General features: G+C 67.9%; 18 protein-coding genes. 8 read left to right on the top strand and 10 right to left on the bottom strand.

The window, feature by feature from the left end:
- Positions 1–9: 9 nt before the first annotated feature.
- The 7 genes from A9974_RS08970 to A9974_RS09000 all read right to left on the bottom strand — a co-directional run bounded on the left by A9974_RS08970 (position 10) and on the right by A9974_RS09000 (position 10,687).
- Positions 10–1,119 carry a YcjF family protein gene (locus A9974_RS08970; RefSeq protein ID WP_183003753.1) on the bottom strand — a complete coding sequence of 370 codons (1,110 nt, stop codon included), beginning with the start codon at positions 1,117–1,119 and terminating at the stop codon, positions 10–12.
- Between the two features lie 62 nt (positions 1,120–1,181).
- Complete coding sequence (panB, locus tag A9974_RS08975; RefSeq protein ID WP_183003754.1) at positions 1,182–2,018, bottom strand: 3-methyl-2-oxobutanoate hydroxymethyltransferase; 837 nt, start codon at positions 2,016–2,018, stop codon at positions 1,182–1,184.
- Positions 2,019–2,149: 131 nt separating this feature from the next.
- On the bottom strand, positions 2,150–3,604 hold the full coding sequence (locus A9974_RS08980; protein WP_183003755.1) for a glycosyltransferase family 39 protein: 1,455 nt from the start codon (positions 3,602–3,604) through the stop codon (positions 2,150–2,152).
- The gene (locus A9974_RS08985; protein WP_183003756.1) at positions 3,588–4,619 is read right to left on the bottom strand and encodes a glycosyltransferase family 2 protein; all 1,032 of its coding nucleotides are present in this window, start codon (positions 4,617–4,619) and stop codon (positions 3,588–3,590) included. The genes A9974_RS08980 and A9974_RS08985 overlap by 17 nt, the downstream gene beginning before the upstream one ends.
- 20 nt (positions 4,620–4,639) lie before the next feature.
- A complete protein-coding gene (locus A9974_RS08990) occupies positions 4,640–7,858 on the bottom strand; it encodes a CusA/CzcA family heavy metal efflux RND transporter (RefSeq protein WP_183003757.1) in 3,219 nt (1,072 codons plus the stop codon).
- Positions 7,859–7,874: 16 nt separating this feature from the next.
- Positions 7,875–9,362 (bottom strand): efflux RND transporter periplasmic adaptor subunit, encoded by a 1,488-nt coding sequence (locus A9974_RS08995; RefSeq protein WP_255468104.1) that lies wholly within the window; start codon positions 9,360–9,362, stop codon positions 7,875–7,877.
- 14 nt (positions 9,363–9,376) lie between these two features.
- Entirely contained in the window at positions 9,377–10,687 is a 1,311-nt protein-coding gene (locus A9974_RS09000) for a TolC family protein (protein WP_183003758.1), read from the bottom strand.
- A 253-nt stretch (positions 10,688–10,940) separates the two neighbouring features.
- Here A9974_RS09000 and A9974_RS09005 point away from each other — a divergent pair, with 253 nt between their 5' ends.
- The 6 genes from A9974_RS09005 to A9974_RS09030 all read left to right on the top strand — a co-directional run bounded on the left by A9974_RS09005 (position 10,941) and on the right by A9974_RS09030 (position 16,182).
- The gene (locus A9974_RS09005) at positions 10,941–11,279 is read left to right on the top strand and encodes a DUF4148 domain-containing protein (protein WP_183003759.1); all 339 of its coding nucleotides are present in this window, start codon (positions 10,941–10,943) and stop codon (positions 11,277–11,279) included.
- 181 nt (positions 11,280–11,460) lie between these two features.
- Positions 11,461–12,150, top strand: coding sequence for a heavy metal response regulator transcription factor (locus tag A9974_RS09010; protein ID WP_183003760.1), 690 nt, complete (start codon positions 11,461–11,463; stop codon positions 12,148–12,150).
- Positions 12,150–13,496, top strand: coding sequence for a heavy metal sensor histidine kinase (locus tag A9974_RS09015; protein ID WP_183003761.1), 1,347 nt, complete (start codon positions 12,150–12,152; stop codon positions 13,494–13,496). The genes A9974_RS09010 and A9974_RS09015 overlap by 1 nt, the downstream gene beginning before the upstream one ends.
- Before the next feature lie 98 nt (positions 13,497–13,594).
- Entirely contained in the window at positions 13,595–13,966 is a 372-nt protein-coding gene (locus tag A9974_RS09020) for a hypothetical protein (RefSeq protein WP_255468105.1), read from the top strand.
- 12 nt (positions 13,967–13,978) lie between these two features.
- Positions 13,979–14,983 (top strand): hypothetical protein, encoded by a 1,005-nt coding sequence (locus A9974_RS09025; RefSeq protein WP_183003762.1) that lies wholly within the window; start codon positions 13,979–13,981, stop codon positions 14,981–14,983.
- The gene (locus A9974_RS09030; RefSeq protein ID WP_183003763.1) at positions 14,980–16,182 is read left to right on the top strand and encodes a glycosyltransferase; all 1,203 of its coding nucleotides are present in this window, start codon (positions 14,980–14,982) and stop codon (positions 16,180–16,182) included. The genes A9974_RS09025 and A9974_RS09030 overlap by 4 nt, the downstream gene beginning before the upstream one ends.
- A 37-nt stretch (positions 16,183–16,219) precedes the next feature.
- Here the strand turns inward: A9974_RS09030 and A9974_RS09035 are convergent, their stop codons facing one another.
- From A9974_RS09035 to A9974_RS09045, 3 genes are all read right to left on the bottom strand, one after another.
- The gene (locus tag A9974_RS09035; RefSeq protein WP_183003764.1) at positions 16,220–18,133 is read right to left on the bottom strand and encodes a bifunctional UDP-sugar hydrolase/5'-nucleotidase; all 1,914 of its coding nucleotides are present in this window, start codon (positions 18,131–18,133) and stop codon (positions 16,220–16,222) included.
- A gap of 447 nt (positions 18,134–18,580) precedes the next feature.
- Positions 18,581–19,690: an S-(hydroxymethyl)glutathione dehydrogenase/class III alcohol dehydrogenase gene (locus tag A9974_RS09040; protein ID WP_183003765.1), complete on the bottom strand. Its 1,110-nt coding sequence runs from the start codon at positions 19,688–19,690 to the stop codon at positions 18,581–18,583.
- Between the two features lie 28 nt (positions 19,691–19,718).
- Positions 19,719–20,012 (bottom strand): metal/formaldehyde-sensitive transcriptional repressor, encoded by a 294-nt coding sequence (locus tag A9974_RS09045; RefSeq protein ID WP_183003766.1) that lies wholly within the window; start codon positions 20,010–20,012, stop codon positions 19,719–19,721.
- A gap of 151 nt (positions 20,013–20,163) precedes the next feature.
- On the opposite strand from A9974_RS09045, the gene hutC reads away from it, so the two are divergent.
- Together hutC and A9974_RS09055 are read left to right on the top strand one after the other, a co-directional pair.
- Positions 20,164–20,907, top strand: coding sequence for a histidine utilization repressor (gene hutC, locus A9974_RS09050; protein WP_183003767.1), 744 nt, complete (start codon positions 20,164–20,166; stop codon positions 20,905–20,907).
- Positions 20,904–21,503 carry a HutD family protein gene (locus tag A9974_RS09055; RefSeq protein ID WP_183003768.1) on the top strand — a complete coding sequence of 200 codons (600 nt, stop codon included), beginning with the start codon at positions 20,904–20,906 and terminating at the stop codon, positions 21,501–21,503. The genes hutC and A9974_RS09055 overlap by 4 nt, the downstream gene beginning before the upstream one ends.
- The last annotated feature ends 96 nt before the right edge of the window (positions 21,504–21,599 follow it).

The following is a 21,599-nucleotide window of genomic DNA, read 5'->3' on the forward strand; positions in this document are numbered from 1 at the left end:
TTGCCAACCCTACAGCTTCACGCGCTGCTTGAGCGCCTGCGCGATCATGGCGATGTCGATGTCCTGGCCCGGATGCTTCTGGCAGAAGTCGTACAGCACCGCGATGTAGGCGTTGCCCAGCAGCTTGGTGATGGCGCCGGCGGTGGTGGCGGCGATGGTGCCGCCCACGGCGCTGCCCGCGCCGGGAATGAACTTGAGCAGGCCCGACACCACCGAGCGCCCTACCAGTGTGGCCGCGGACGCGCCCAGCGTGGACGTGACCAGGGTGCTGATGGCGGCCGTGCTGATTTCCATGCCGAAGGTGATGCCGATCTTGGCGATCATGCCGACCTGGATAGGCACCAGCGCGACGGCGTCCGAGAACGGAATCGGCGCGGCCGCGGCGGACGCGGCCAGGCCGGCCGCGACGTTCACCTCTATCTCAGCCCGCTTTTTTTTTACGTCCAGGGCCTTTTTGTTGCGGGTCGACAGCGCGTTGGCGTAGGCCCGCTGCTGCGATTCAGGGATGTACTGCGCGGTGGCTTCGATCAGCGCGTCCAGCCCCATGGGCGGCAGGTCCGCGTCCAGTTCTTCGATGCGTTCGGGCAGCGCGCGCACCGCCACCACCTGCCGGGCCCGCGGCAGGAGCTTGCGGGCCTCGTCCAGGAAAGCGCTGTTCTTGCGCGCCTTGGTCAGGACCGCGATGACGGGAATGCCGGCGTCGGCCAGCAATGCGCACAATTCGATTTCGGCATCTTCGACCCGGTGGCTGCTGTCCTGGATGCAGAGCCAGGCGACGTGCAGGTGCCGGTCCTGGTCGTCGGAGGCCGAGCGGTCACGGATCAGGTCCGCCAGTTGCTGGCGCGACCGTTCGTAGTCGCCGACCTCCAGGCCGCGCGTGTCGATGATGGTGAGCGGATGGCCGGGCCGCGAGAATTCCTGCGTCGTCTGGGTGACGGGTTTGCCCGCGCCGGTCTTGGCCAGTTCGCCGCGAAAGATGGCGTTGAGCAGCGTGCTCTTGCCCACGCCCGTCTTGCCCGCGACCAGGATATTGACGCGGCCGGCGCCGCGCGTAGCGGTGCTGATCGCGTCCGCGATGGCGTCCTGCAGCTGGGGGGAATCGGGGCGAGGCGGGGTCATGGGGCGGCTACGCAAGGCAAAGGCATGGCTTGATTCTAGCGACAAACGCCGCCATTGCCCTGTTACGTCTGGCCGTACAGGTGTTGCGCCTCGGGAAAACGGCGCGCGCGCACGTCGTCGGCGTAGCCGCGCGCGGCGGCCTGGATGCGGTCGGCCAGGCTGTCATAGCGTTTGACGAAGCGCGCGGTGCGCTCGAACATGCCCAGCATGTCGTCCACCACCAGCACTTGGCCGTCGCATTGGGCCGACGCGCCAATGCCGATGGCGGGGCAGGCGATGGCCTGGGTGATGGCCTGCGCCAGCGGTTCGACCACGCCTTCGATCACCACCGAGAACGCGCCGGCATCGGCTACGGCGGCCGCGTCGGCGGCGATGCGGGCGTATTCGGCCTCGCCCCGGCCGCGCGCGCCGTAGCCGCCCAGGATATTGACCGCCTGCGGCGTCAGGCCGATATGGGCCATGACGGGGATGCCGCGCGCCGACAGATAGGCGATGGCGGGGGCCATGGCCTGGCCGCCTTCCAGCTTGATGGCGCCGGCGCCGGTTTCCTTCATGACGCGGGCGGCCGAGCGGAAGGCCTGCTCGGGGCTTTCTTCGTAGCTGCCGAAGGGCATGTCGACCACCACCAGGGCCTGGCGCGACCCGCGCACCACGGCGGCGCCGTGCGCGATCATCATGTCCAGCGTGACGGGCACGGTGGACGGCAGGCCGTAGATGGTTTGCGCCAGGCTGTCGCCCACCAGCAGCGCGTCGCAATGCGGATCCAGCAGTTCGGCCATGCGCGCGGTGTAGGCGGTGAGCATGACCAGGGGCGCGGCGCGCTTGCGGGCGCGAAAGGCCGGGGCGGTCATGCGGCGGGGCGCCGTGGCGGCGGTGTTCAAGGTGGCGGTGGTGGACATGCGGGGCTCCTGGTGTACGGCGCGCGCGGGCCTGGCGGGCAGGCGCGGCGCGCGCGGCTCAGGTATATCACGGGGCGGGCGCGGGCGTCAGGGCCGCACCCGCCAAAGCCGCTGCCTGCCCGCGCGGGCCTTCACGGCGCCGCGCCTTTGGCCGCGGCACTGTCGACCTTCAACAAGGCATAGCGCCGGCTGACATACACCGGCGTGACGATGCCCGGCCAGGCGGCCAGCACTTCGGTGGCGCGGTTCTTTGCCACGGCCAGGAAGATCGTTTGGCCCGCCTTGGGCAAGACGCCGTCCAGCGCCTGGCGGCTGACCAGCCCGGCCTCGCCGCGCGAGTAATAGCGGGCGGAAAACGGCCGGCTGCCCACAAAGTAGAGCGGGTCATTGCCGCGCATGGCGTCGGCTTGTTGCACCAACTGCTTTTCCGTCTTGTAGATCGTGGGCTCGACCCAGGCCAGGGCCCCCAGCGCCAGCGCCGCGGCGGGAACCGGCAGCATGGCCGCGGCCGCCAGGCGCCGCGGGCGCACGCTCTGCCAGCGGCTGGCCAGCAGGCCGGTGGCCAGCGCGACGGGCGGCAATGCCGGCAGCACGTACGTCCACAGGATGTTGCCTGACAGCGTGAAGAAGGCGGGCGTGGCCAGCGCCCAGGCCAGCAGATAGGTCTGGACGGGATCGCGCATGGCCGTGGCGACGCGCTGGCGCAATGGCGCATGCTTGCGCGGCCACAACGTCATGCCCAGCCAGGCCGCGCCCCAGGGCAGAGTCGCCAGCAGCCAGTCCAGCCAGATGCTGCCATAGGGGCGCTGGTGGGCCGATCCGTAGCGGTCGCCCTCCCAGCCCGGATCGACGAAGCGCAGGATGTGTTCGCCGACGATGAAGTACTGGAAGAAGCCGGGCGTCTTGATCTCGGCGGCGATATACCAGGGCAACGCCAGCATCAGCATCAGCGCGGTGCCGCCCGCCCAGGGCAGCGCCCGCAGGTAGGTGCGCGCATTGCGGTGCCAGAGCATCCAGGGCACGGCGGCGCCGGCCACCAGCACCAGCGCCAGCGGCCCCTTGGCCAGCAGGCCGATGGCCAGGCCGACGAAGAATCCGTAGCGCCACAGCGGCCGCGGATCGGCGGGGGCCAGCAGGAACGACACCATCGACAGCGTCATGCCCAGCGCCAGGAAGGGATCGGTCAGGACCGCGCCGGCGCTGGCGAACGGCAGCAGCATGGTGGCGAAGATCAGCGTGGCCCAGCGTGCGGCCTGCTCGCCATGCAGCCGCCGGCCGCAGGCATGGACCAGCGCCAGCACGCCCAGCATCACCAGCCACGATGGCAGGCGCACCGCGAACTCAGACAGGCCGAACAGGCGGATGGACAGCGCCTGGGCCCAGAATGCCAGCGGGGGCTTGCCCCAGAACGGCACGCCCGGCTCGAACCAGGGCGTGGTCCAGTCGCCGGACGCGGCCATCAGGCGGGCGATCTCGGCATAGCGCGGTTCGGACGTATCCACGAACGGCATCAGCGCCATTGCGAACAGACGCGCGGCCAGTATGGCCGTCAGACCCAGCAGCAGGCCCCTAGAAGTTAACCGCATGCGGGCCCTTGGCGGTTTCGGCCAGCGGCATGGCCGCGGCGGCGCTATGTTGAACGTCACGCACCAGATAGACCGGGCGTTGCTTGGTTTCCATATAGGTCTTGCCCACGTACTCGCCCAGCAGCCCGATGGTGATCAACTGGATGCCGCTCAGGAAGGTGATCATCGCCATCAGCGACGGATAGCCGTCGACATCATCGCCGAAGAGCAGGGTCTTGCCGATGATGATGATACCGAACAACGCGCCCAGCAGCGCGGCGATCACGCCGGCTCCGGTGGCCCAACGCAGCGGCGCGGTGGAAAACGAGGTGATGCCCTCCATTGCCAGGCGCGTCAGCGCGAAGTAATTCCACTTGGTGGTGCCGGCGGCGCGCGGGGCGCGGTCGTAGTCGATGAAACGGGTGGGCATGCCGATCCAGGCGTACAGCCCCTTCATGTAGCGGCAGCGTTCCGGCAGCTGCAGCAGCGCTTGGACCGCGCGCCGGCTCATCAGGCGAAAATCGCCGGTGTCGGGCGGGATCTCGGCCTGGCTCAGGCGGCTGAGCAGCCGGTAGTAGGCATAGGCCGAGGCGCGCTTGGCCCAGCTTTCGCCGGCCCGGCTGCGCCTGCGCATGCCGACCACGTCGGCGCCTTCGCGCCAGGCCCGCACCATCTCGGGAATCAGTTCGGGCGGGTCCTGCAGATCGGCATCCAGCAGGATGACGGCGGCGCCGGATGCGTGCCGGATGCCGGCGGTCATGGCGGCTTCCTTGCCGAAGTTGCGGCTCAGCCGCACCAGCTTCAGGCCCGGCTCGAACGCCATCAGGCTGGCCAGGTATTCGGCGCTGCCGTCACGGCTGCCGTCGTCGACGAACACGATTTCCCAGGGCTCGTCCAACGCGTCCAGCACCTGCCGCAACCGCGCATGGCAGAGCGGCAGCACGGCGCGCTCGTTCAGGAAAGGAATGATGATGGAGATCTGTACCGGGCGCGGCTCGCGGCGCGACAGGATGGACGTATCGGGATAGGGACGCATGATGGTAGTTCTCGGGTCGACTACATGGGCGCCTGCGCGGCGGCGGGCCGGGGCGGCTGCGGTTGCGGGTCCGGCGGGGTCTGGGCCTGGCTGTCGGCCAGTTCGAGTTCGTCGGCGTCCTTGCGGTGGGCCAGCCGGTACAGCGCGGGCAGCACCAGCAGCGTCAGGATGGTCGACGAGATGATGCCGCCGATCACCACGGTCGCCAGCGGCCGCTGCACCTCGGCGCCGGTGCCCGTGGCGATCGCCATCGGCACGAAGCCCAGCGAGGCCACCAGCGCCGTCATCAGCACGGGCCGCAAGCGGGTCAGCGCGCCGATGCGCACGGCCTGGTCCAGCGGCTTGCCGTCATCGCGCAATGAACGGATGAACGACAGCATCACCAGGCCATTCAGCACGGCCACCCCGCACAGCGCGATGAAGCCGACGGCGGCGGTGATGGAGAGCGGAATGCCGCGCAGCCAGAGCGAGATGATGCCGCCGGTCAGCGCGAACGGGATTCCCGTGAAGACGATCAGGCCGTCCTTGATGTTGCCGAACATGGCGAACAACAGGCCGAAGACCAACAGCAGCGCGGCGGGCACGACGATCTGCAGGCGCTGGGCGGCGGATTGCAGCTGTTCGAAGGTGCCGCCCCAGGCGGTCCAATAGCCGGCCGGCACCTTGACCTTCTCCGCCAGCGCCACCTCGGCGTCGGCGACGAACGAGCCCAGGTCGCGGCCGCGCACGTTGGCGCTGACCACGATGCGGCGCTTGCCGTCTTCGCGCGAGATCTGGTTGGGGCCGGGCGCCAGGTCGAAGGTCGCCACTTCGGACAGCGGGATGTACGAGGTTTGGGCCAGGGCATCGGTCTTGGGCAGGGCGATGGGCAGCTTGCGCAGCGCGGGAATGCTCTCGCGCACGGTTTCCGGCAGGCGCACCACGATGTCAAAGCGCCGGTCGCCCTGGAAGAAGGTGCCGGCCTCGCGCCCGCCGATGGCGATGGTGAGCGTGTCCTGCACATCCGCCAGGCTCAGGCCGTAGCGCGCGGCGCGGGCCCGGTCGATGTTCACCGTCAGCACCGGCAGGCCGGTGGTCTGTTCGATCTTGACTTCGGACGCGCCGGGAATGGCCTGCAGCACCTCGGCGACTTCGGCCGCGGACCGGTTCAGCACATCGTTGTCGTCGCCGAAGATCTTGACCGCGACGTCACTGCGCACCCCGGAGATCAGCTCGTTAAAGCGCAGCTGGATCGGTTGCGAGAATTCGTAATTGTTGCCGGGAATCTGGGCCGCCTCTTCCTGGATGGCCTGCAGCAGTTGCGCCGAGGTCTTGCGCGGCTGGGGCCACTGGTCCTTGGGTTTGAGCATGATGTAGCCGTCGGAGATGTTCGGCGGCATGGGATCCGATGCGATCTCGGCGGTGCCGGTACGGGCGAAGACGCGTTCGATCTCCGGGAATTTGGCTTTCAGCCGGGTCTCTATCTGCTTTTGCATGTCGAGCGACTGCGACAGGCTGGTGCCCGGAATGCGCAGCGCCTGGATGGCGATGTCGCCCTCGTTCAGGTTGGGAATGAACTCGCTGCCCATGCGCGAGGCGACCACGCCGCACAGCACCACGAACAGTGTCGCGGCGGCCAGCACGATCGGCGTGCGGCGCAGCGCCAGTTCCAGCAGTGGTTCGTAGCGGCGCTTGGCCCAGACCATCAGGCGGTTCTCTTTTTCCGAGACCTTATCGCCGATGAACAGCGCCACCGCCGCCGGCACGAACGTGACCGAAAGGATCATCGCACCCAGCAAGGCCAGCACCACGGTCAGCGCCATCGGGTGGAACATGCGCCCTTCGACGCCGGTGAGCGCGAAGATCGGCAGGTACACCACCATGATGATCAACTGGCCGAACAGCAGCGGCCGGCGCGCCTCGCGCGCCGCGGCGAATACTTCATGGAAGCGCTCGCTGCGGGTCAATGGCCGTCGCTGATGCGCTTGCGCGTGGCTCAGGCGCCGCACGCAGTTCTCGACGATCACCACCGCGCCGTCGACGATGATGCCGAAGTCCAGCGCGCCCAGGCTCATCAGGTTGGCGCTGACCTTGTAGGTGACCATCCCCGTGAAGGTGAACAGCATCGACAGCGGAATCACCATTGCCGTAATCAGCGCCGCGCGGATGTTGCCCAGAAACAGGAACAGGATCACGATCACCAGGGCCGCGCCTTCCATCAGGTTCTTCTTGACCGTGGCGATCGCCTTGTCGATCAGGTTGCTGCGGTCGTACACGGTCACTGCCTTGATGCCGGGCGGCAGCGTTTTGTTGATGGCGTCGATGCGGGCCGATACGGCCAGCGATACCGATCGGCTGTTTTCGCCGATCAGCATGAACACCGTGCCCAGTACCACTTCCTGGCCGTTGTCGGTCGCCGCGCCCGTGCGCAGCTCGCGGCCGATAGCCACGTCGGCCACGTCGCGGATGCGGATGGCCTGGCCGTCCACGGTGGTCAGCACCACGTCCTTGATGTCGTCGATCGAGCGAACCTGGCCCGGCGCGCGGATCAGGTATTGCTCGCCCTTGCGTTCGATGTAGCCGGCGCCGACGTTGGCGTTGTTGCGGTCCAGCGCGGTAATGATGTCGGTCAGCGACAGGCCGTAGGACGCCAGCCGCTCGGTGTCGGGCGCCACCTGGTATTCCTTGGCGAAGCCGCCGATGGAATTGATCTCGGTCACGCCGGGGATGTTGCGCAGCTGCGGCTTGATGACCCAGTCCTGGATCTCGCGCAGGTCGGTGGGCGTGTAGGGCGAACCGTCTTCCTTCTTGGCGCCGGGCTCGGCCTCTACCGTCCACAGGTAGATTTCGCCCAGGCCCGTGGAAATGGGCCCCATCGTCGGCGTGATGCCCTCGGGCAGGCTTTCCTTGGCTTCCTGCAGCCGCTGGTTGACCAGCTGGCGCGCGAAGTAGATGTCGGTGCCGTCCTTGAAGATCACCGTCACCTGCGACAGGCCGTAGCGCGACAGCGAGCGCGTCTGTTGCAGGCCCGGCAGGCCGGCCATCACGGTTTCGATGGGGTAGGTGACGCGCTGCTCGGTTTCCAGCGGCGAATAGCCGGGTGCGCCGACGTTGATCTGCACCTGCACGTTGGTGATGTCCGGCACGGCGTCGATGGCCAGCCGCGAATAGTTGTAGACCCCGATGGCGGCGACGCCCAGGGTCACGAAAAGAACCAGCCATCGTTGCTCGATGGCAAAGCGGATGAGGCGTTCGAACATGTCTGGTGGCTCCGGCTCAATGCGCGTGGCTGGCGCTGGCCTTGCCCAGCTCGGCCTTCAGGGTGAAGGCGTTTTTCGACACGTAGCGCACGCCGGCCGCCAGGCCCGACAGCACTTCGATCTGTTCCCCGGAGGTCTTGCCTAGCTGGACCGGCTGCGCCAGGTAGCCGCCCGGCACTTCGATAAACACCACGGGTCCGTTTTCCACGGTCTGGACGGCGTCGGCCGCCACGGCCACGGGGGCCTCGGCGCTGCTGACGACCACATTCACCGAGACGAACAGCCCCGGCCGCCAGGCCATATCGGGGTTGTCCAGCGTGACGCGGGCGGTGGCGGTGCGGGTCTGCTGCCCGAGCAACGATCCGATGTACGAGACCTTGCCCAGCGCGCGTCCGGAGAAGGCCGCCGATGCGACGCTGGCCGCTTCGCCGACCCGCACGTCCTGCAAGTCCTTGGGCGCGATCACGAACTCGGCCCACACCGTGCGCAGGTCGGACAGCGTGAAGATGCTGGCGGTGTCGGCCAGCGCCTCGCCCAGGGCAATGTGCTTTTCGACGACCACGCCATCGAACGGCGCGCGGATCTCCAGCCGGCTGAGGTCCTTGGATCGCGGCGGCGCGCCGATGGCAGCCAGCTTCTGCTCGGCGTTCTGCACGGCGATCTGCGCTTCCTGCAGCGCGGTACGCGCCTGCTGGTAGTCCTGTTCGGCGGACACCTTTTCGCGCCACAGCCGCAGTTCACGCTGGTGCGTGGCCGCGGCCAGATCGCGCCGCTTGCTGGCGGCCAGCCATTCGCTGCGCATTTCCGACAGCGCCGTGCTGGACAGGGCTGCCAGCAGGTCGCCCTGCTTGACCTGCTGGCCCAGGTCGGCCGATACCTCCTGCACTACACCGGCCAGCCGCGGTACTACGTGGGCGGTGCGGTCGGCGTTGAATTTGATTTCGCCGGGGAATTGCGACGAGGTCTCCAGCCGCGCGGGCGCGGCCGCCTCGACCTGGATGTCCGCCACCTTGATCTGTTCGGCGTTCAGCGCGATCTTGCCTTCGTCGCGGTCCAGCGCCGCGGTGATGGGCTGGGCCAGCCCGGGCCAGGACACCTCTGCCTCGATCTCGAAGAAATGGGGCTCGTTGATGGACTCGGTGCTGACCAGGCCGTCCTGCTCGGGTTTGAAGGTCAGCGTCTGCACGGCGCCGTTGGGGCGCGTCAGCGTGGCCTTGACGACCAGGCCGGCGGCCGCCACGGGCTGGGCGCCGGCCGTGCCCCATAGCTTGAGTTGCGAGCGGCCGTCGGCCTCCGCCAGCAGCAGTTCGACGCTGTTGGCGCCGGCGCGGGTCAAGGCGCCGCCGCGCGGACCTTTTTCGGCGGATTCGTGGCCGTGGCCATCGGTGGGCGTGACGCCGTCGGCCCGCGCCGCGCCGGGCAAGACCGCCGCCAGCAGGCAGGCGGACAGGACGGCGGCAAGGGCCGGACGGGAGTATCGGGAAAGCACGTTGGGCTGGGTCATGGGGTGTCTGTGGTTCAACGTCCGAGAATGCGGTCAATGTCCGAGGACGCCTGGTAGGCGTTGGCCAGGACGTTCAGGTAGCCGATGTTTCCTTGCGACAGGGTGCGTTGCGCGTCCAGCACTTCCAGAAAGCTCACCTTGCCGGCCTCGAACCCCTTGCGGGCGCTGTCGTAGGCTTCGGCGGCGCCGGGCAGCACGGTGGCGCGGTACTCGCGCACCGAACCCACCGCCAGATCGAACTGCGAGACGGACTGCAGCAGGTCGGCGGTCATGCGCGATTCCAGTTCGCGGTACAGGTCCTGCGCCTTGTACGACTGCATCGTGGCCGAGTAGACGTTGCCCTGGTTGCGGTCGAACAGCGGCAGGGGAATCGCCACGCCGAACTGCGCCTTGTTCCTGCCTTGCTCGGTGTCGCGAGTTATGCCGGCACTGAGCGTGACGTCGGGATAGCGCTTGCTCTTTTCCACTTCCAGCTGGGCGCGGCCCATGTCCACCGCCAGCCGGCCGGCCGCCATGCGCGGCGACTCGGCCAGCGCGGCCCGCAGATCGTCGATGGCGCCGCGTTGCGGCAAGGCCTGCAGGTCGGCGCCGACCTGTGTGAAATCGGGCTCCGACGCGCCCCACAGCAGCCCCAGCTTGCGGCGGGCAGTGGTCAGCGCGGCGTCGGCGGCGCGCGCCTCGATGCGCGAGTTGGCCAGTTGGACGCGGGCCTTGCTGCTTTCCAGGGGTGGGGCTTTGCCCGCCGCCACGCGCCGGTCGGCCAGGCGCAGGGCGTTCTGCGCGATCTCGATGGTGCCTTGCGCGACGCGCACGGTCTCTTGCGCCACTGCCACTTCGAAAAAGGCGGCGATCACGGCGGCGCGCAGATCGGCGCGGGCCGAGGCCAGGTCGCGCTGGGCGATGTCGCGCGCCAGACCCGCGGCCTTGATGCGCGCGCCGCGCTTGCCGCCCAGTTCCACGGGCATGCTCAGCATGGCCGAGGTGCTGCGGGTGCTGCGGCGGTTGTCGTCGATGCCCACTTCGATGCTGGGGTTCGGGATCACACCGGCCTGCGTGACCTGCCCTTCGCTGGCCGCGGCGTCGTTGCGGGCGGCGGCCAGCAGCGGGCTGCGTTCGTAGGCCATGGCCAGCGCCTGTTCCAGCGTCAACGTCTGCGCGCCTGGCGCCAGGCGCGCGGCCGGCGCATTGGCAGGGGCCGCCTGAGCGGGTTGGGCTGCCAGGAACTGCACGGGCGCAGGCGTATCAGGCGCGGGGCCGGTTTGGCTCCACGCCGGTGAGACGGCGAAGGTGGCCGCCAGGACAAGCGGCAGGGGATATAAGCGCATGAGGTCAACCAAGGGAAGAGCGCCGCGGACTCGGGCTGAGGCAGGCAGTTGCGGGCACTTTATCCAACGGGCCTCGTCAGATCCTCGACAGAAAAATGACATTTCCGTAAGGTTTCGCGCATTACCAATTCGTAATCAGCATGTCTGCGAATTGACGAGGTCCGCTCCGTAAAGTGTCTTCACCGCTTAACAAAAAGCGTGCAGGCGCGGCGCCTTCGCCGCCCCGGCAAGTCACCGAAACCAGGAGATCCTCATGAAGCACCGTATCGTTGCCACGCTGTCCCTTTGCGGCGCCCTGGCCGTTCCGGCCATCGCCAGCGCCAACAACACCTGGCACGCGGCCAATACCGAAATCGGCTACACCGCCGCGTTGGACCATGCCGACGGCGGCAAGACCCGGGCGCAGGTCATCAATGAGCTGGCCGAAGCCAAAGCCGATTCGAAGCAGTGGTTCTTCACCTACCGCAACCTGGGCAAGCCGGGCTGGGTCAAGCAGGGCACCTCGCGCACCCGCGCCGACGCCCTGGCCGAAGTCGAAGCGATGACGCCGGCCGAGCGTGATCGCCTGGCTGCCATCTACACGCCCGGTTGAGCGCTGCCGGGTCTGTTCCCGCCGTCCGCGGCCGCGCCGCGGGCGATACCGCGGCGGATCCGTCCGCCGCTGCCGTCCCGCGCCAGCGCGCCCGGACGGCATTTGGCATGGGTCGCCGCCGCGACCGTAGAATAGGGTGGCGGTGCTTTGCGGTTCGTGCCTTTTTCCATCCCGGGGCCCCATGAAAATACTGGTTATTGAAGACGAGAAGAAACTCGCCGAGTACGTGCGCCGGGCGTTGACCGAGCACAACTACGTGGTCGATGTGGCGATGGACGGCGTCAGCGGCCTGCATCTGGCGCGCGAAAGCCAATACGACCTGATCCTGCTGGACGTGATGCTGCCGGGCATGGACGGCTTTGCCGTGCTGCACGAATTGCGTAAGACCGATCGCGTGCCGGTCTTGATGCTGACGGCGCGCGACAAGCTGGAAGACCGCGTCAAGGGCTTGCGCGACGGGGCCGACGACTACCTGGCCAAGCCCTTCGCTTTGTCCGAATTGCTGGCGCGGGTGCTGGCGCTGGGACGCCGCAGCGGCCATAACGTGGCCGAAGCGGGCGGCCAGAACGTCCTGCGCATCGGCGACCTGGAACTGGATCTGCTGCGCCGACGCGCCTTCCGGGCCGGCACGCGGCTGGACCTGACCGCCAAGGAATTCACGCTGCTGGCGCTGCTGATGCGCAAGCAGGGCGAAGTGCTGTCGCGGCTGGAACTGGCCGAGCAGGTCTGGGACATCAACTTCAACAGCAATACCAATGTGGTCGAAGTGGCGGTGCGGCGCCTGCGCGGCAAGGTCGACGATCCTTTCGACAAGAAGCTTCTGCACACGGTGCGCGGCATGGGCTACGTGCTGGAAGTGCGGGAAGATTGATGGCCGCGCCCCAGCCCCGGTCGTTGCGCCGCTGGCTGTCGCGCTGGCTGGCGATTCAGACCTTCGCGGCGCTGGCGCTGATCTGCGCGGCCGTCTACTGGGCCACCAACGTCAACCTGTCCATCCGCCAGGAAGCGCTGCTGACCCAGAAGATGGAAGTCATCAAGCACCTGGTGGAAGAGAACGCGGCCAAGGGCGATTCGTCGTCGCTGCGGCACAAGCTGGATGACTTCTTCTACGGCAAGCCCGATTTTTCCCTGATGCTGGAACTGGATGGCGAGAAGGTCGTCTACGGCATGCCGGACGACGGCGACGCGGATAGGGGCCATGACCGCCGCATCAGTTTCACGTTGCCCGTGCCGGGGTCGCCGCAAGGCTCGATGAATGCGGAGCTGGTGCTGGACATCACGTCCGACCTGCATCTGCGCGCGGCCCTGGCCTGGACCTTGTTCGCCTGCGCGCTGGCCGGCGCTGTCGCGGTGTCGGCCATCGGCACGCTGCTGGTGCGACGCGCCATGGCGCCCGTGGACGAACTGGGCCGGCAAGCGGCGCGCCTGTCGCCCGACCGCATCGGCGAGCGTTTGGACGAAAGCCATCAGGCCGCGGAAATCCGGCCGCTGGTGCACCAGTTCAACGCGGTGCTGCAGCGGCTGGAACGGGCCTATGTGCAGATGGAAGGCTTCAATGCCGACGTGGCGCACGAAATGCGCACGCCGCTGGCCACGCTGATCGGCGAAACCGAGCTGGCGCTGAGCGGCAAGCGTTCCGAGAACGCGTTGCGCGAAGTGCTGGGTTCCAACCTGGAAGAGCTGCAGCGCCTGTCGGGCATCGTCAATGACATGCTGTTCCTGTCGCAGGCCGACCGCGGCGAGCAGGCGCGCGGCACCTGGACACAGAGCCTGGCGCAGGTGGTGTCCGAGGTCGCCGCGTACCACGAGGCCGAGGCCCTGGACGCGGACCTGTCGCTGGCCGTGACGGGCGATGCCGCTGCGCTGGTGGACCGCTCGCTGTTGCAGCGGGCGGTGTCCAACTTGCTGTCCAACGCCGTGCGCTATGCGCATCCCGGCACCCGTATCGACTTGCTGATCGAGCGCCAGGCCGACGGCATCCGCATCGCGGTGCGCAACCAGGGCGACCCCATCGGCCCTGAACACCTGCCGCGCCTGTTCTACCGCTTCTACCGCATGGACGCGGCGCGCCCGGGCGATGCCAATCATCATGGACTGGGGCTGGCCATCGTGGCCGCCATTGCGCGCATGCATGGGGGCAAGCCGTTCGCCCGGTCCGAGGGCGGCGTCATCACCCTCGGGTTCTCGATCGCTGCCGCCAACATTACAGAAAACTAATCTGCCTGTCCGCGTTCTGTCGGGGCGCGCTCTCTAGACTGCTTGCATGTATTGGCCGCCATTGCCGGCGGCCCGCCACGCAATCGTATGGAGCGTCCATGAAGCGATCGACCCTGGCGGCGCGCGCCGCCGCTCTGGCGGTTTTCGTATCCGCCGCGATGCCCGCGCTGGCCGCGCAACCCGCGGCGGGCCAGGGCCGCCTGGTGGCGCCGGGCAGCGAATGCGCCCTGCCGGACGCGACCCGCGCGGCGTTTGCCGCGCAGCAAGCGCAGGGGCAGGTCTCGCGCGCCGCCGTGCGCGCCGACGTCGAAGTCTGGCGCGCTTCCGGCATGGCCGAGCTGTCCCGCGCCCGTCCGCTGCCCGACGTGTACAGCGAGCGCTATCGGCAGCATTACGCGGAATATCTGCGCATGCGCAACGGCCCCGAGTTCGCGGCGGCGCTGTGCCGGGAATTGCAGAATGCGGACTGAATGGGTGTCTTCATGACCCCTGTGCCGCTTGTGCCACGCCTGCTTGCGTCCCGGCCGCTCACCAAAGCGCTGCGGCTGCTGTACCGCCACACCCAGCCGCCGGCGCAGCGCCACAACGCAGTGCTCTGGCCGTTCGTCAGCGTGCGGCGCGACGCGGCCGGGCGTCTTGCCGGATGCGTGCTGCGCGGCGTACAGGGGGCCGAAACGCTGCCGTTGGATACGGTGACGCGTGGCCTGGACACGCCGGCGCATCTGATCCTGAGCGGTCCGTCCATCGCGCAGATCGACTACGGCCAGTGCCGGCTCGACGCGGTGATGGGCGTGAACGGATCGATCGCGCTGACCGAGCGTCATCCCGGGCTGCGCTTCCATTACTACGCCATGCTGGACGCCGGATTCGTGCGCCGGCGGCGCGACCTGGTGGCGCGGGTCCTGTCCCTGGACTTGCTGCTGTTCGCCACGCCGGAGGTCTATCGCTGGATCGCGTTCCTGTTCGACCCGCGCGAAGTCCGTTGCAAGATCGCGTTGTTCGAAGAGGTGCACCAGCGCGCGCGGCAACCGCGCGCCGAGCCGGATGCGCTGGCACGCGAACTGGCCGCGGATGCCGACCTGGTGCTATTCGATGCCCACAACCCCTACCACGCGCAGGGCTTCAGCCTGGACCCCGCGCGCGGGGTGTTCGGCGGCGGCACGGTGGCCTATACCGCGCTGCAGTTCCTGGCCTGGCTAGGCGCGCGCACGGTCTATCTGCATGGCCTGGACCTGTCGGCGCAGGCGGGCCCAAGGTTCTACGAGCGTGACGGCCAGTCGCTGCCCACGGCGCTGGACCGCCAATTCGCCGGGCATATCGAACCCGCATTCCGCCGCGCCGGCGCGCTGCTGCGCGCACGCGGCGTCACGGTCTACAACCTGTCCGAAGCCAGCCGGCTGGGCGGGGACATCTTCGAGAAACGGCATTGGCATTGCCTGCGGCAGTCCGGCGCCATGCAAGACGCGCCTGCCGGTATTCATCCATGAAAATCCTCTATACCAACTTCCACCAGGGCGACGGCGGGGGCCACACCACCTACGTCATGTCGTTGGCGCGCAGGCTCAGCGATCACGCCGCCGTCGTGGTGGCCGCTCCGGCGGGCAGCCGCCTGCTGGACGAGGCGGCCCGCCTGCCTGGCGTGCGCACGGTGGCATTGTCGTTCAAGGGGCCGCCTGTCCAGCAATGGCTGGCGTTGCGTCAGCTACGCGCCTTGCTGCGCGAGGAGGCGTTCGATGTGATCCACGTGAACGGTTCCGCCGACCATCGCCTGTGCATGCTGGCTATGGCGGGCATGGGCGCGCGGCGCCCCTTCATCGTCTACACCCAGCACAACGGCCGGCCGTCGCGCAGCCTGGGGACGCGGCTGCGGGCGCGGCTGGCGACCGACCGCGTGATCTGCGTCAGCGGCGATACCTACGAGCGCATGGGGCGCTCGGCGTTCCGGCGCGAAGATCTGCGGATGGTGCGCAACGGCGTCGATACGCAGCATTACCGCCCGGTGCTGGCACAAGGGGCCGCGCAGGCGCGCGAACAGCTCCTGCCGCCGGCCCTGCGCAGCCGCCTGGTCATCGGCAGCCATGCGGGCACGGCGGCCTACAAGAACTGGTTGGACATGGTCCGGGCCGTGGCGTCGCTGCCCGAGGGGCTGCGGCGGCAGGTGGCGATCCTGATCGCGGGCAAGCCGCCGCAGGACGATGCGTTGCGGCAGGTCGAAGCGCTGGGCATGACGGACGCGGTAGTCTTTACCGGACTGCTGCAGGATGTGCGGCCCTTGCTGGCCGCGATCGACGTGGGGTTCGTGCTGTCTTCGCGCCTGGAGACGATTTCTTTCGCCTGCCGCGAGATGATGGCCGCGGGCAAGCCCGTCATCGTCAGCGACACGGGCGGGTTGGCCGAGAATGTCACGGAAGGCGTGGACGGTTGGATCGTGCCGGCGCTGGCGGCGGACCGCGTGGCGCGAACGGTGGCGGAGATCCTGCAAGACAGGACGGTGCTGCGCCAGGCGGCCGCAGCCGCAAGGCGCAAGGCCGTGCGCGACTTTTCGCTGGACGCGTTCGTGGATGAAACCGAACGCGTCTACGCCGAAAGCCCGACCAGGCGCGCGCTCCGTCCGCGCTATGTCCTGCTCGCTGCCGGACTGCTCGTCAGCGTAGCGACGGTGGGCGGGGTCGTTTATCTGGACTGAGCGCCACCGGCGCCCTGCGCAGGGCGCCGGCGTTGGCTCATTCGCTGTACGTCTTGGTGCTGTACAGGCTGATTGGCAGCAGGTTCAACACGGGCAGGCCGGACACGGGGTCCTTGGCCTGCGCGTCGATGTAGGTCTGCAGGACATCGGCATCCAGCACGCCAATGTCCTGGCGCCGGGCCGCCGGCACATTGGCCAGCGTCTTGTAGCCGTCACCGCCGGTGGCGTTGAAGCTCAGGACGAACAGCTTGTAGGTGCGGTTCAGGTCCAGCGGCTGCCAATTGCCCGAGGCGTTGTCGCGCACCTCGACGTTGATGACACGGCTGCCTTCGGCCAGCGCCGCGTTCACGTCCCAGCGCAGGCCGCCCGCATAGGGATACGGTCCGGTGGAACCGCCCGGACCATAGACCGCCTGCATGCCGTCTTCCAGCATGCTCTTGACCTCGGCGCCGGTGACGTCCAGGCGCCACAGCATGTTGCCGAACGGAACCACCTCGATGACATTGGCCGCCGTTACGTTGCCCACGAGCGGCACGCGCACGCCGCCGCCGCTTTGCAGCGAGATATCGGCGCCGCCGTAGTTGGCATTGGCCACTTCCAGATAGGCCTGGGCCACCAACTGCTGGATGTCGCCGCCGTGCAGGCTGACGTTGCCCAGCGTGTTGCAGGCGACGCTGGAGCGGCCGTAGTCGCGCGACCCGGGGCCGCCCGGCACGCGGCGCGAGCATAGCTCTTGCGGCACCGAGGCGACCAGGCTGGCGCTGAAGGCATCGACCTTGGTCTTGAAGGGCTGCAGCACCGACGCCGCCTGCGCGTCGGGCGCTTGCACGCGCAGCAAGCCGCTGGCGGTGACATCGGCCGCGATCGCGGTCTGGTCGGCCGCGCCGGGCGCCACGCCGCCGATGGTGTACGTATTGCCCACCAGCACGTGCGGCGTGCCGGCGCAGGCCGTCACGTCGCCGTTCGCATCAAAGCTGACCTTCAGCTCGCCCACCACCTGCGAGTATTCCCAGGCCTGCACCAGGCAGACAAGCTTGCCGTCCTTGTTGCGCAGTTCGGTCGGATACGGGCCGGCCGGCGAGCCGACGCCATAAGTCGTCAGTGCGGCTGGACCCAGCAGGGTGTGCGAATCGCCGCCCACCACCACGTCCACGCCGCTCAGTTTGGGAATGATCTGCTTGTCGTAGTCGTAGCCGATGTGGCTCATCACGACGATCTTGTTGACGCCCTGGGCGCGCAAGGCGTCGATCTGCTGCTGCGCCGCGGCGGTCTCGTCCGAGAACAGCGTGCCGGGGTCGGGGCTGGACGACTGTTGCGTCTTGTTGGCGATGGTCAGGCCCACCAGGCCGATGGGCTGGCCGTCGCGCTGCACGACGATGGACGGCTTGACCATGCCCGGCGCGCGAGACGGGTTCAGGGCCGAGCCCGCGGCGAAAGTCACGTTGGCGCTCAGGACCGGGGTCTGGCAGGCGCCGGCATGCAGAAAGCCGATGAAGCGCTTGAGCCCGCTGTCGCCCTTGTCGAACTCGTGGTTGCCCAGCGTCATGGCGTCGAAGCAGACCGTGTTCATCAGGGCGGCATCGGCCTCGCCCGGATCGCCGGCGCGGTTGAAGTACAGCGTGCCGGTGGTGGCGTCGCCGGCATGCAGCTTGAGCACGTTGGGCGATTGCGCGGCCAGGGCCTTGAAGGCGGCGGTCACGCGGGGAAAGCCGCCCACGTCCGCATTGACGGTGACGCGCGTGCCTGCCGCGTTCTTGAGCTTCAGGTCCTTCTTTTTGCTGTCCAGGTTGGAATGATGATCGTTGATGTGCAGGATCGTCAGTTCCATGGGCCGGCTGGCTACCGGCGCGGGCGCCGGGCTGGCGGGCGTGTCGTCGTCATCGCTGCCGCCGCAGCCGGCCAACAGCGCCAGCATGCCCAGGGCGGCGGCATTCCTCTTCCACGTGGTCATTCGCTTGCATCCCTCTTGTTAGGGCCTGTTCACACTAGAAGGCGCCTCGCACAGGCCGGTAATCGGGCGCCAGGCTAGGCGCGGTCGCCGCCGCGTGGCTGTGCCACGCAAGGTGAGCGCAACGACGCCTGGCGCCCGATTACCGGCCTGCCCGAAGGGTGAGTACCCAAATGAGCGCCTCTCAGCGTTGCGAATGCTCGCCGGGGGCCGGCCACGACTGCGCTTCGCGCCTTGATAGTCACTCATTTGGGTACTCATGCGAGGCGCCTTCTAGTGTGAACAGGCCCTAGCCGAGGGCGCATGGTCGAGCGCCAAGATTACGTGAAGATGAATGACAGTGTTGTCATACGCCGTGACCGTGTTGTCGCGCGAATGTCATGTAAAAACGGGCCCGGCGCGGTTGGCGCCGGACCCGTCCAGGGACCGTGTTGCAGGCGGGCTGCGGGATCAGTAGTGGATCACCGTGCGGATCGACTTGCCTTCGTGCATCAGGTCGAAGGCTTCGTTGATGCGGTCCAGCGGCAGCGTGTGCGTGACGAACGGATCCAGGTCGATCTTGCCGCTCATGGCGTCTTCGACCATGCCGGGCAGCTGCGTGCGGCCCTTGACGCCGCCGAATGCCGAACCGCGCCAGACGCGGCCGGTGACCAGCTGGAACGGACGGGTGCTGATTTCCTGGCCGGCGCCGGCCACGCCGATGATGATGCTTTCGCCCCAGCCCTTGTGGCAGCATTCCAGCGCGGCGCGCATCACGTGCACGTTGCCGATACACTCGAACGAGAAGTCCACGCCGCCGTCGGTGAGTTCGACGATGACTTCCTGGATGGGCTTGTCGTAATCCTTGGGGTTGATGCAGTCGGTGGCGCCCATGGTGCTGGCCAGCACGAACTTGTTGGGGTTGGTGTCCACGGCGATGATGCGCCCGGCCTTGGCCTGCACCGCGCCCTGGATCACGGCCAGGCCGATGCCGCCCAGGCCGAACACGGCGACGGTGTCGCCTTCCTTGACCTTGGCGGTGTTGTGCACGGCGCCCAGGCCGGTGGTGACGCCGCAGCCCAGCAGGCAGACCTTCTCGTGCGGGGCGGCCGGATTGATCTTGGCCAGCGAGATCTCGTTGACCACGGTGTATTCGCTGAACGTGGAGCAGCCCATATAGTGGTACAGCGGCTTGCCGTCGTAGCTGAAGCGCGAGGTGCCGTCGGGCATCACGCCCTTGCCCTGCGTGGCACGCACTTTCTGGCACAGGTTGGTCTTGCCGGACAGGCAGAACTTGCACTCGCGGCACTCGGCCGTGTAGAGCGGGATGACGTGGTCACCGGGCTTCAGCGAGGTCACGCCCTCACCGACTTCGACCACCACGCCGGCGCCTTCATGGCCCAGCACGGCGGGGAACAGGCCTTCGGGATCGTCGCCGCTCAGGGTAAAGGCGTCGGTGTGACAGACGCCGGTGTGGGTGATCTGCACCAGCACCTCGCCGCGTTGGGGCGGCGCGACGTCGATTTCAACGATTTCCAGCGGCTTGCCGGGTCCGAATGCGACTGCTGCGCGTGATTTCATAAGCTTTGCTCCACGGGGTCGGGTGGCGTTATTTCAAATAGGAACGGACGATGCGCATGACCTGATCGATTTCCGCTTCGGGTTCGATCGTGGCGGCGCCAGGCCGTCCGCCCTGGGCGGATTGCAGGAAGGTTTCCCGGAGATGGCTTTCGAGCACTTCGGCCATCAGGCCCGTGGCCGCGCCCCGCAGGGCCGCCAGCTGCTGCAGCAGCGCGCCGCATTCCGTGCCTTCGTTGACGGCGCGCTCAAGTGCCAGCGCCTGGCCCTGGATGCGGCGCAGGCGCGTGGTGACGCGCTTCTTTTCTGCGGGGGAATGGGGCACGGCGGGCTCCGGTTGATACAGGGGGGGAGTATATGAAATCGCGGGCAAGACGTCCAATGGACGTTGTGAGCCACCCTGTCTTCCTGTCTGTACATGTCTAGCTCGCCCCTATAATCCGCTTTCATCCAACGGCACGACACAGGACATTCCCGTGGCTTCCTCTCCGCCCCGCCTGCCGGCCCAGGCCGCAGCCCCGCCGGCGCCGCTCTACGCGCAACTCAAGCAGATGATCGCCCAGCAGATCCGCAGCGGCGCGTGGCCGGCGCACTACCGCGTTCCGTCGGAAAGCGAACTGGTCCAGGAGCTGGGCTATTCCCGCATGACCATCAACCGCGCCTTGCGCGAACTGACGGCCGAAGGCCTGCTGGTACGCATGCAGGGCGTAGGCACGTTCGTCGCGCAGCCCAAGACGCGTTCGGCGCTGTTCGCGGTGAACAACATCGCCGACGAAATCACGGCCCGCGGCCACCGCCATCACAGCCGCGTGGTGCGCCTGGCCGAAGAACCCGCCGGCAGCGAGCAGGCCGCGGCGCTGGATATCCGCGAAGGCCAGCCGGTGTTCCATTCGGTCATCGTGCACTACGAGGACGACACGCCCATTCAGCTGGAAGACCGCTACGTCAATGTGCGGCTGGCGCCGGACTACCTGAAGCAGGACTTCACGCAGCACACGCCCTATGAATATCTGACGCGGGTGGCGCCGCTGACCGAAGGCGAGCACGTGGTCGAGGCGATTGTCGCCAAGCCGCGCGAATGCCAGCTGCTGCAGATCGACCGCATCGAACCCTGCCTGCTGATCCGCCGCCGTACCTGGTCGGGCGAGCGCGTGGTGACGCTGGCCCGCCTGATCCACCCCGGTTCGCGCCATCGCCTCGAAGGAAAGTTCTCCACATGAAGCATCCCGACGTGCGCCTGTACCGGGCGCAGGACTACCCCCGCATGCCGTGGCGCAATGGCGGCGGCACGACCCAGGAAGTGGCGTGCAATCCGGGCGGAAGCAGCACGGCGTTCACGTGGCGGCTGTCGATCGCCGACGTGGCGCAGGATGGCGGCTTCTCGCGGTTCGGCGGGTTGCAACGCATCATCACCGTGCTGGAAGGCGCGGGTATCGCGCTGACGGTAGATGGCCACGCGCAGGCGCCGCTGGACCCGCGCGAGGCATATGCGTTTTCGGGCGATGCGCAGGTGGATTGCCGGCTGCTGGGCGGCCCGATCCGTGACTTCAACCTGATCTATTCGCCCGTCCAGCATCGCGCGCGGCTCCAGTGGATCGGCGGGGTGAAACACTGGACTTTCCACAGCGCCGCCAGCACGGTGCTGCTGTTCAATGCCGGTCCAGCGTTGACGGTGAGGCGCAATGGCGAGCCGTTGCCGGCGCCTTCCCGCTACGATTGCCTGCATGTCGAAGGGGACGAGCTGGCCGAGTATCGGCTGGAGTCCGACGCCGGCCTGGATGCCTGCCTGATCGAACTGCAATCGCGCGGCGCCTGAATACGTCGCGATGCGCCCGCCTCCTCTCGGGGCTGGGCGAAGAGTACGGGAAATCCCTGAGCCTTTTTCGCTTCTCTGTACTTGTATATACAAGCA

Source organism: Achromobacter sp. UMC71 (assembly GCF_014170305.1).
Classification (GTDB): domain Bacteria; phylum Pseudomonadota; class Gammaproteobacteria; order Burkholderiales; family Burkholderiaceae_B; genus Achromobacter.

Coding starts and splice junctions, on each gene's coding strand:
- A9974_RS08970 (WP_183003753.1), bottom strand. CDS start 1,119: ATGACCCCGCCTCGCCCCGATTCCCCCCAGCTGCAGGACGCCATCGCG.
- panB (WP_183003754.1), bottom strand. CDS start 2,018: ATGTCCACCACCGCCACCTTGAACACCGCCGCCACGGCGCCCCGCCGC.
- A9974_RS08980 (WP_183003755.1), bottom strand. CDS start 3,604: ATGCGGTTAACTTCTAGGGGCCTGCTGCTGGGTCTGACGGCCATACTG.
- A9974_RS08985 (WP_183003756.1), bottom strand. CDS start 4,619: ATGCGTCCCTATCCCGATACGTCCATCCTGTCGCGCCGCGAGCCGCGC.
- A9974_RS08990 (WP_183003757.1), bottom strand. CDS start 7,858: ATGTTCGAACGCCTCATCCGCTTTGCCATCGAGCAACGATGGCTGGTT.
- A9974_RS08995 (WP_255468104.1), bottom strand. CDS start 9,362: ATGACCCAGCCCAACGTGCTTTCCCGATACTCCCGTCCGGCCCTTGCC.
- A9974_RS09000 (WP_183003758.1), bottom strand. CDS start 10,687: ATGCGCTTATATCCCCTGCCGCTTGTCCTGGCGGCCACCTTCGCCGTC.
- A9974_RS09005 (WP_183003759.1), top strand. CDS start 10,941: ATGAAGCACCGTATCGTTGCCACGCTGTCCCTTTGCGGCGCCCTGGCC.
- A9974_RS09010 (WP_183003760.1), top strand. CDS start 11,461: ATGAAAATACTGGTTATTGAAGACGAGAAGAAACTCGCCGAGTACGTG.
- A9974_RS09015 (WP_183003761.1), top strand. CDS start 12,150: ATGGCCGCGCCCCAGCCCCGGTCGTTGCGCCGCTGGCTGTCGCGCTGG.
- A9974_RS09020 (WP_255468105.1), top strand. CDS start 13,595: ATGAAGCGATCGACCCTGGCGGCGCGCGCCGCCGCTCTGGCGGTTTTC.
- A9974_RS09025 (WP_183003762.1), top strand. CDS start 13,979: ATGACCCCTGTGCCGCTTGTGCCACGCCTGCTTGCGTCCCGGCCGCTC.
- A9974_RS09030 (WP_183003763.1), top strand. CDS start 14,980: ATGAAAATCCTCTATACCAACTTCCACCAGGGCGACGGCGGGGGCCAC.
- A9974_RS09035 (WP_183003764.1), bottom strand. CDS start 18,133: ATGACCACGTGGAAGAGGAATGCCGCCGCCCTGGGCATGCTGGCGCTG.
- A9974_RS09040 (WP_183003765.1), bottom strand. CDS start 19,690: ATGAAATCACGCGCAGCAGTCGCATTCGGACCCGGCAAGCCGCTGGAA.
- A9974_RS09055 (WP_183003768.1), top strand. CDS start 20,904: ATGAAGCATCCCGACGTGCGCCTGTACCGGGCGCAGGACTACCCCCGC.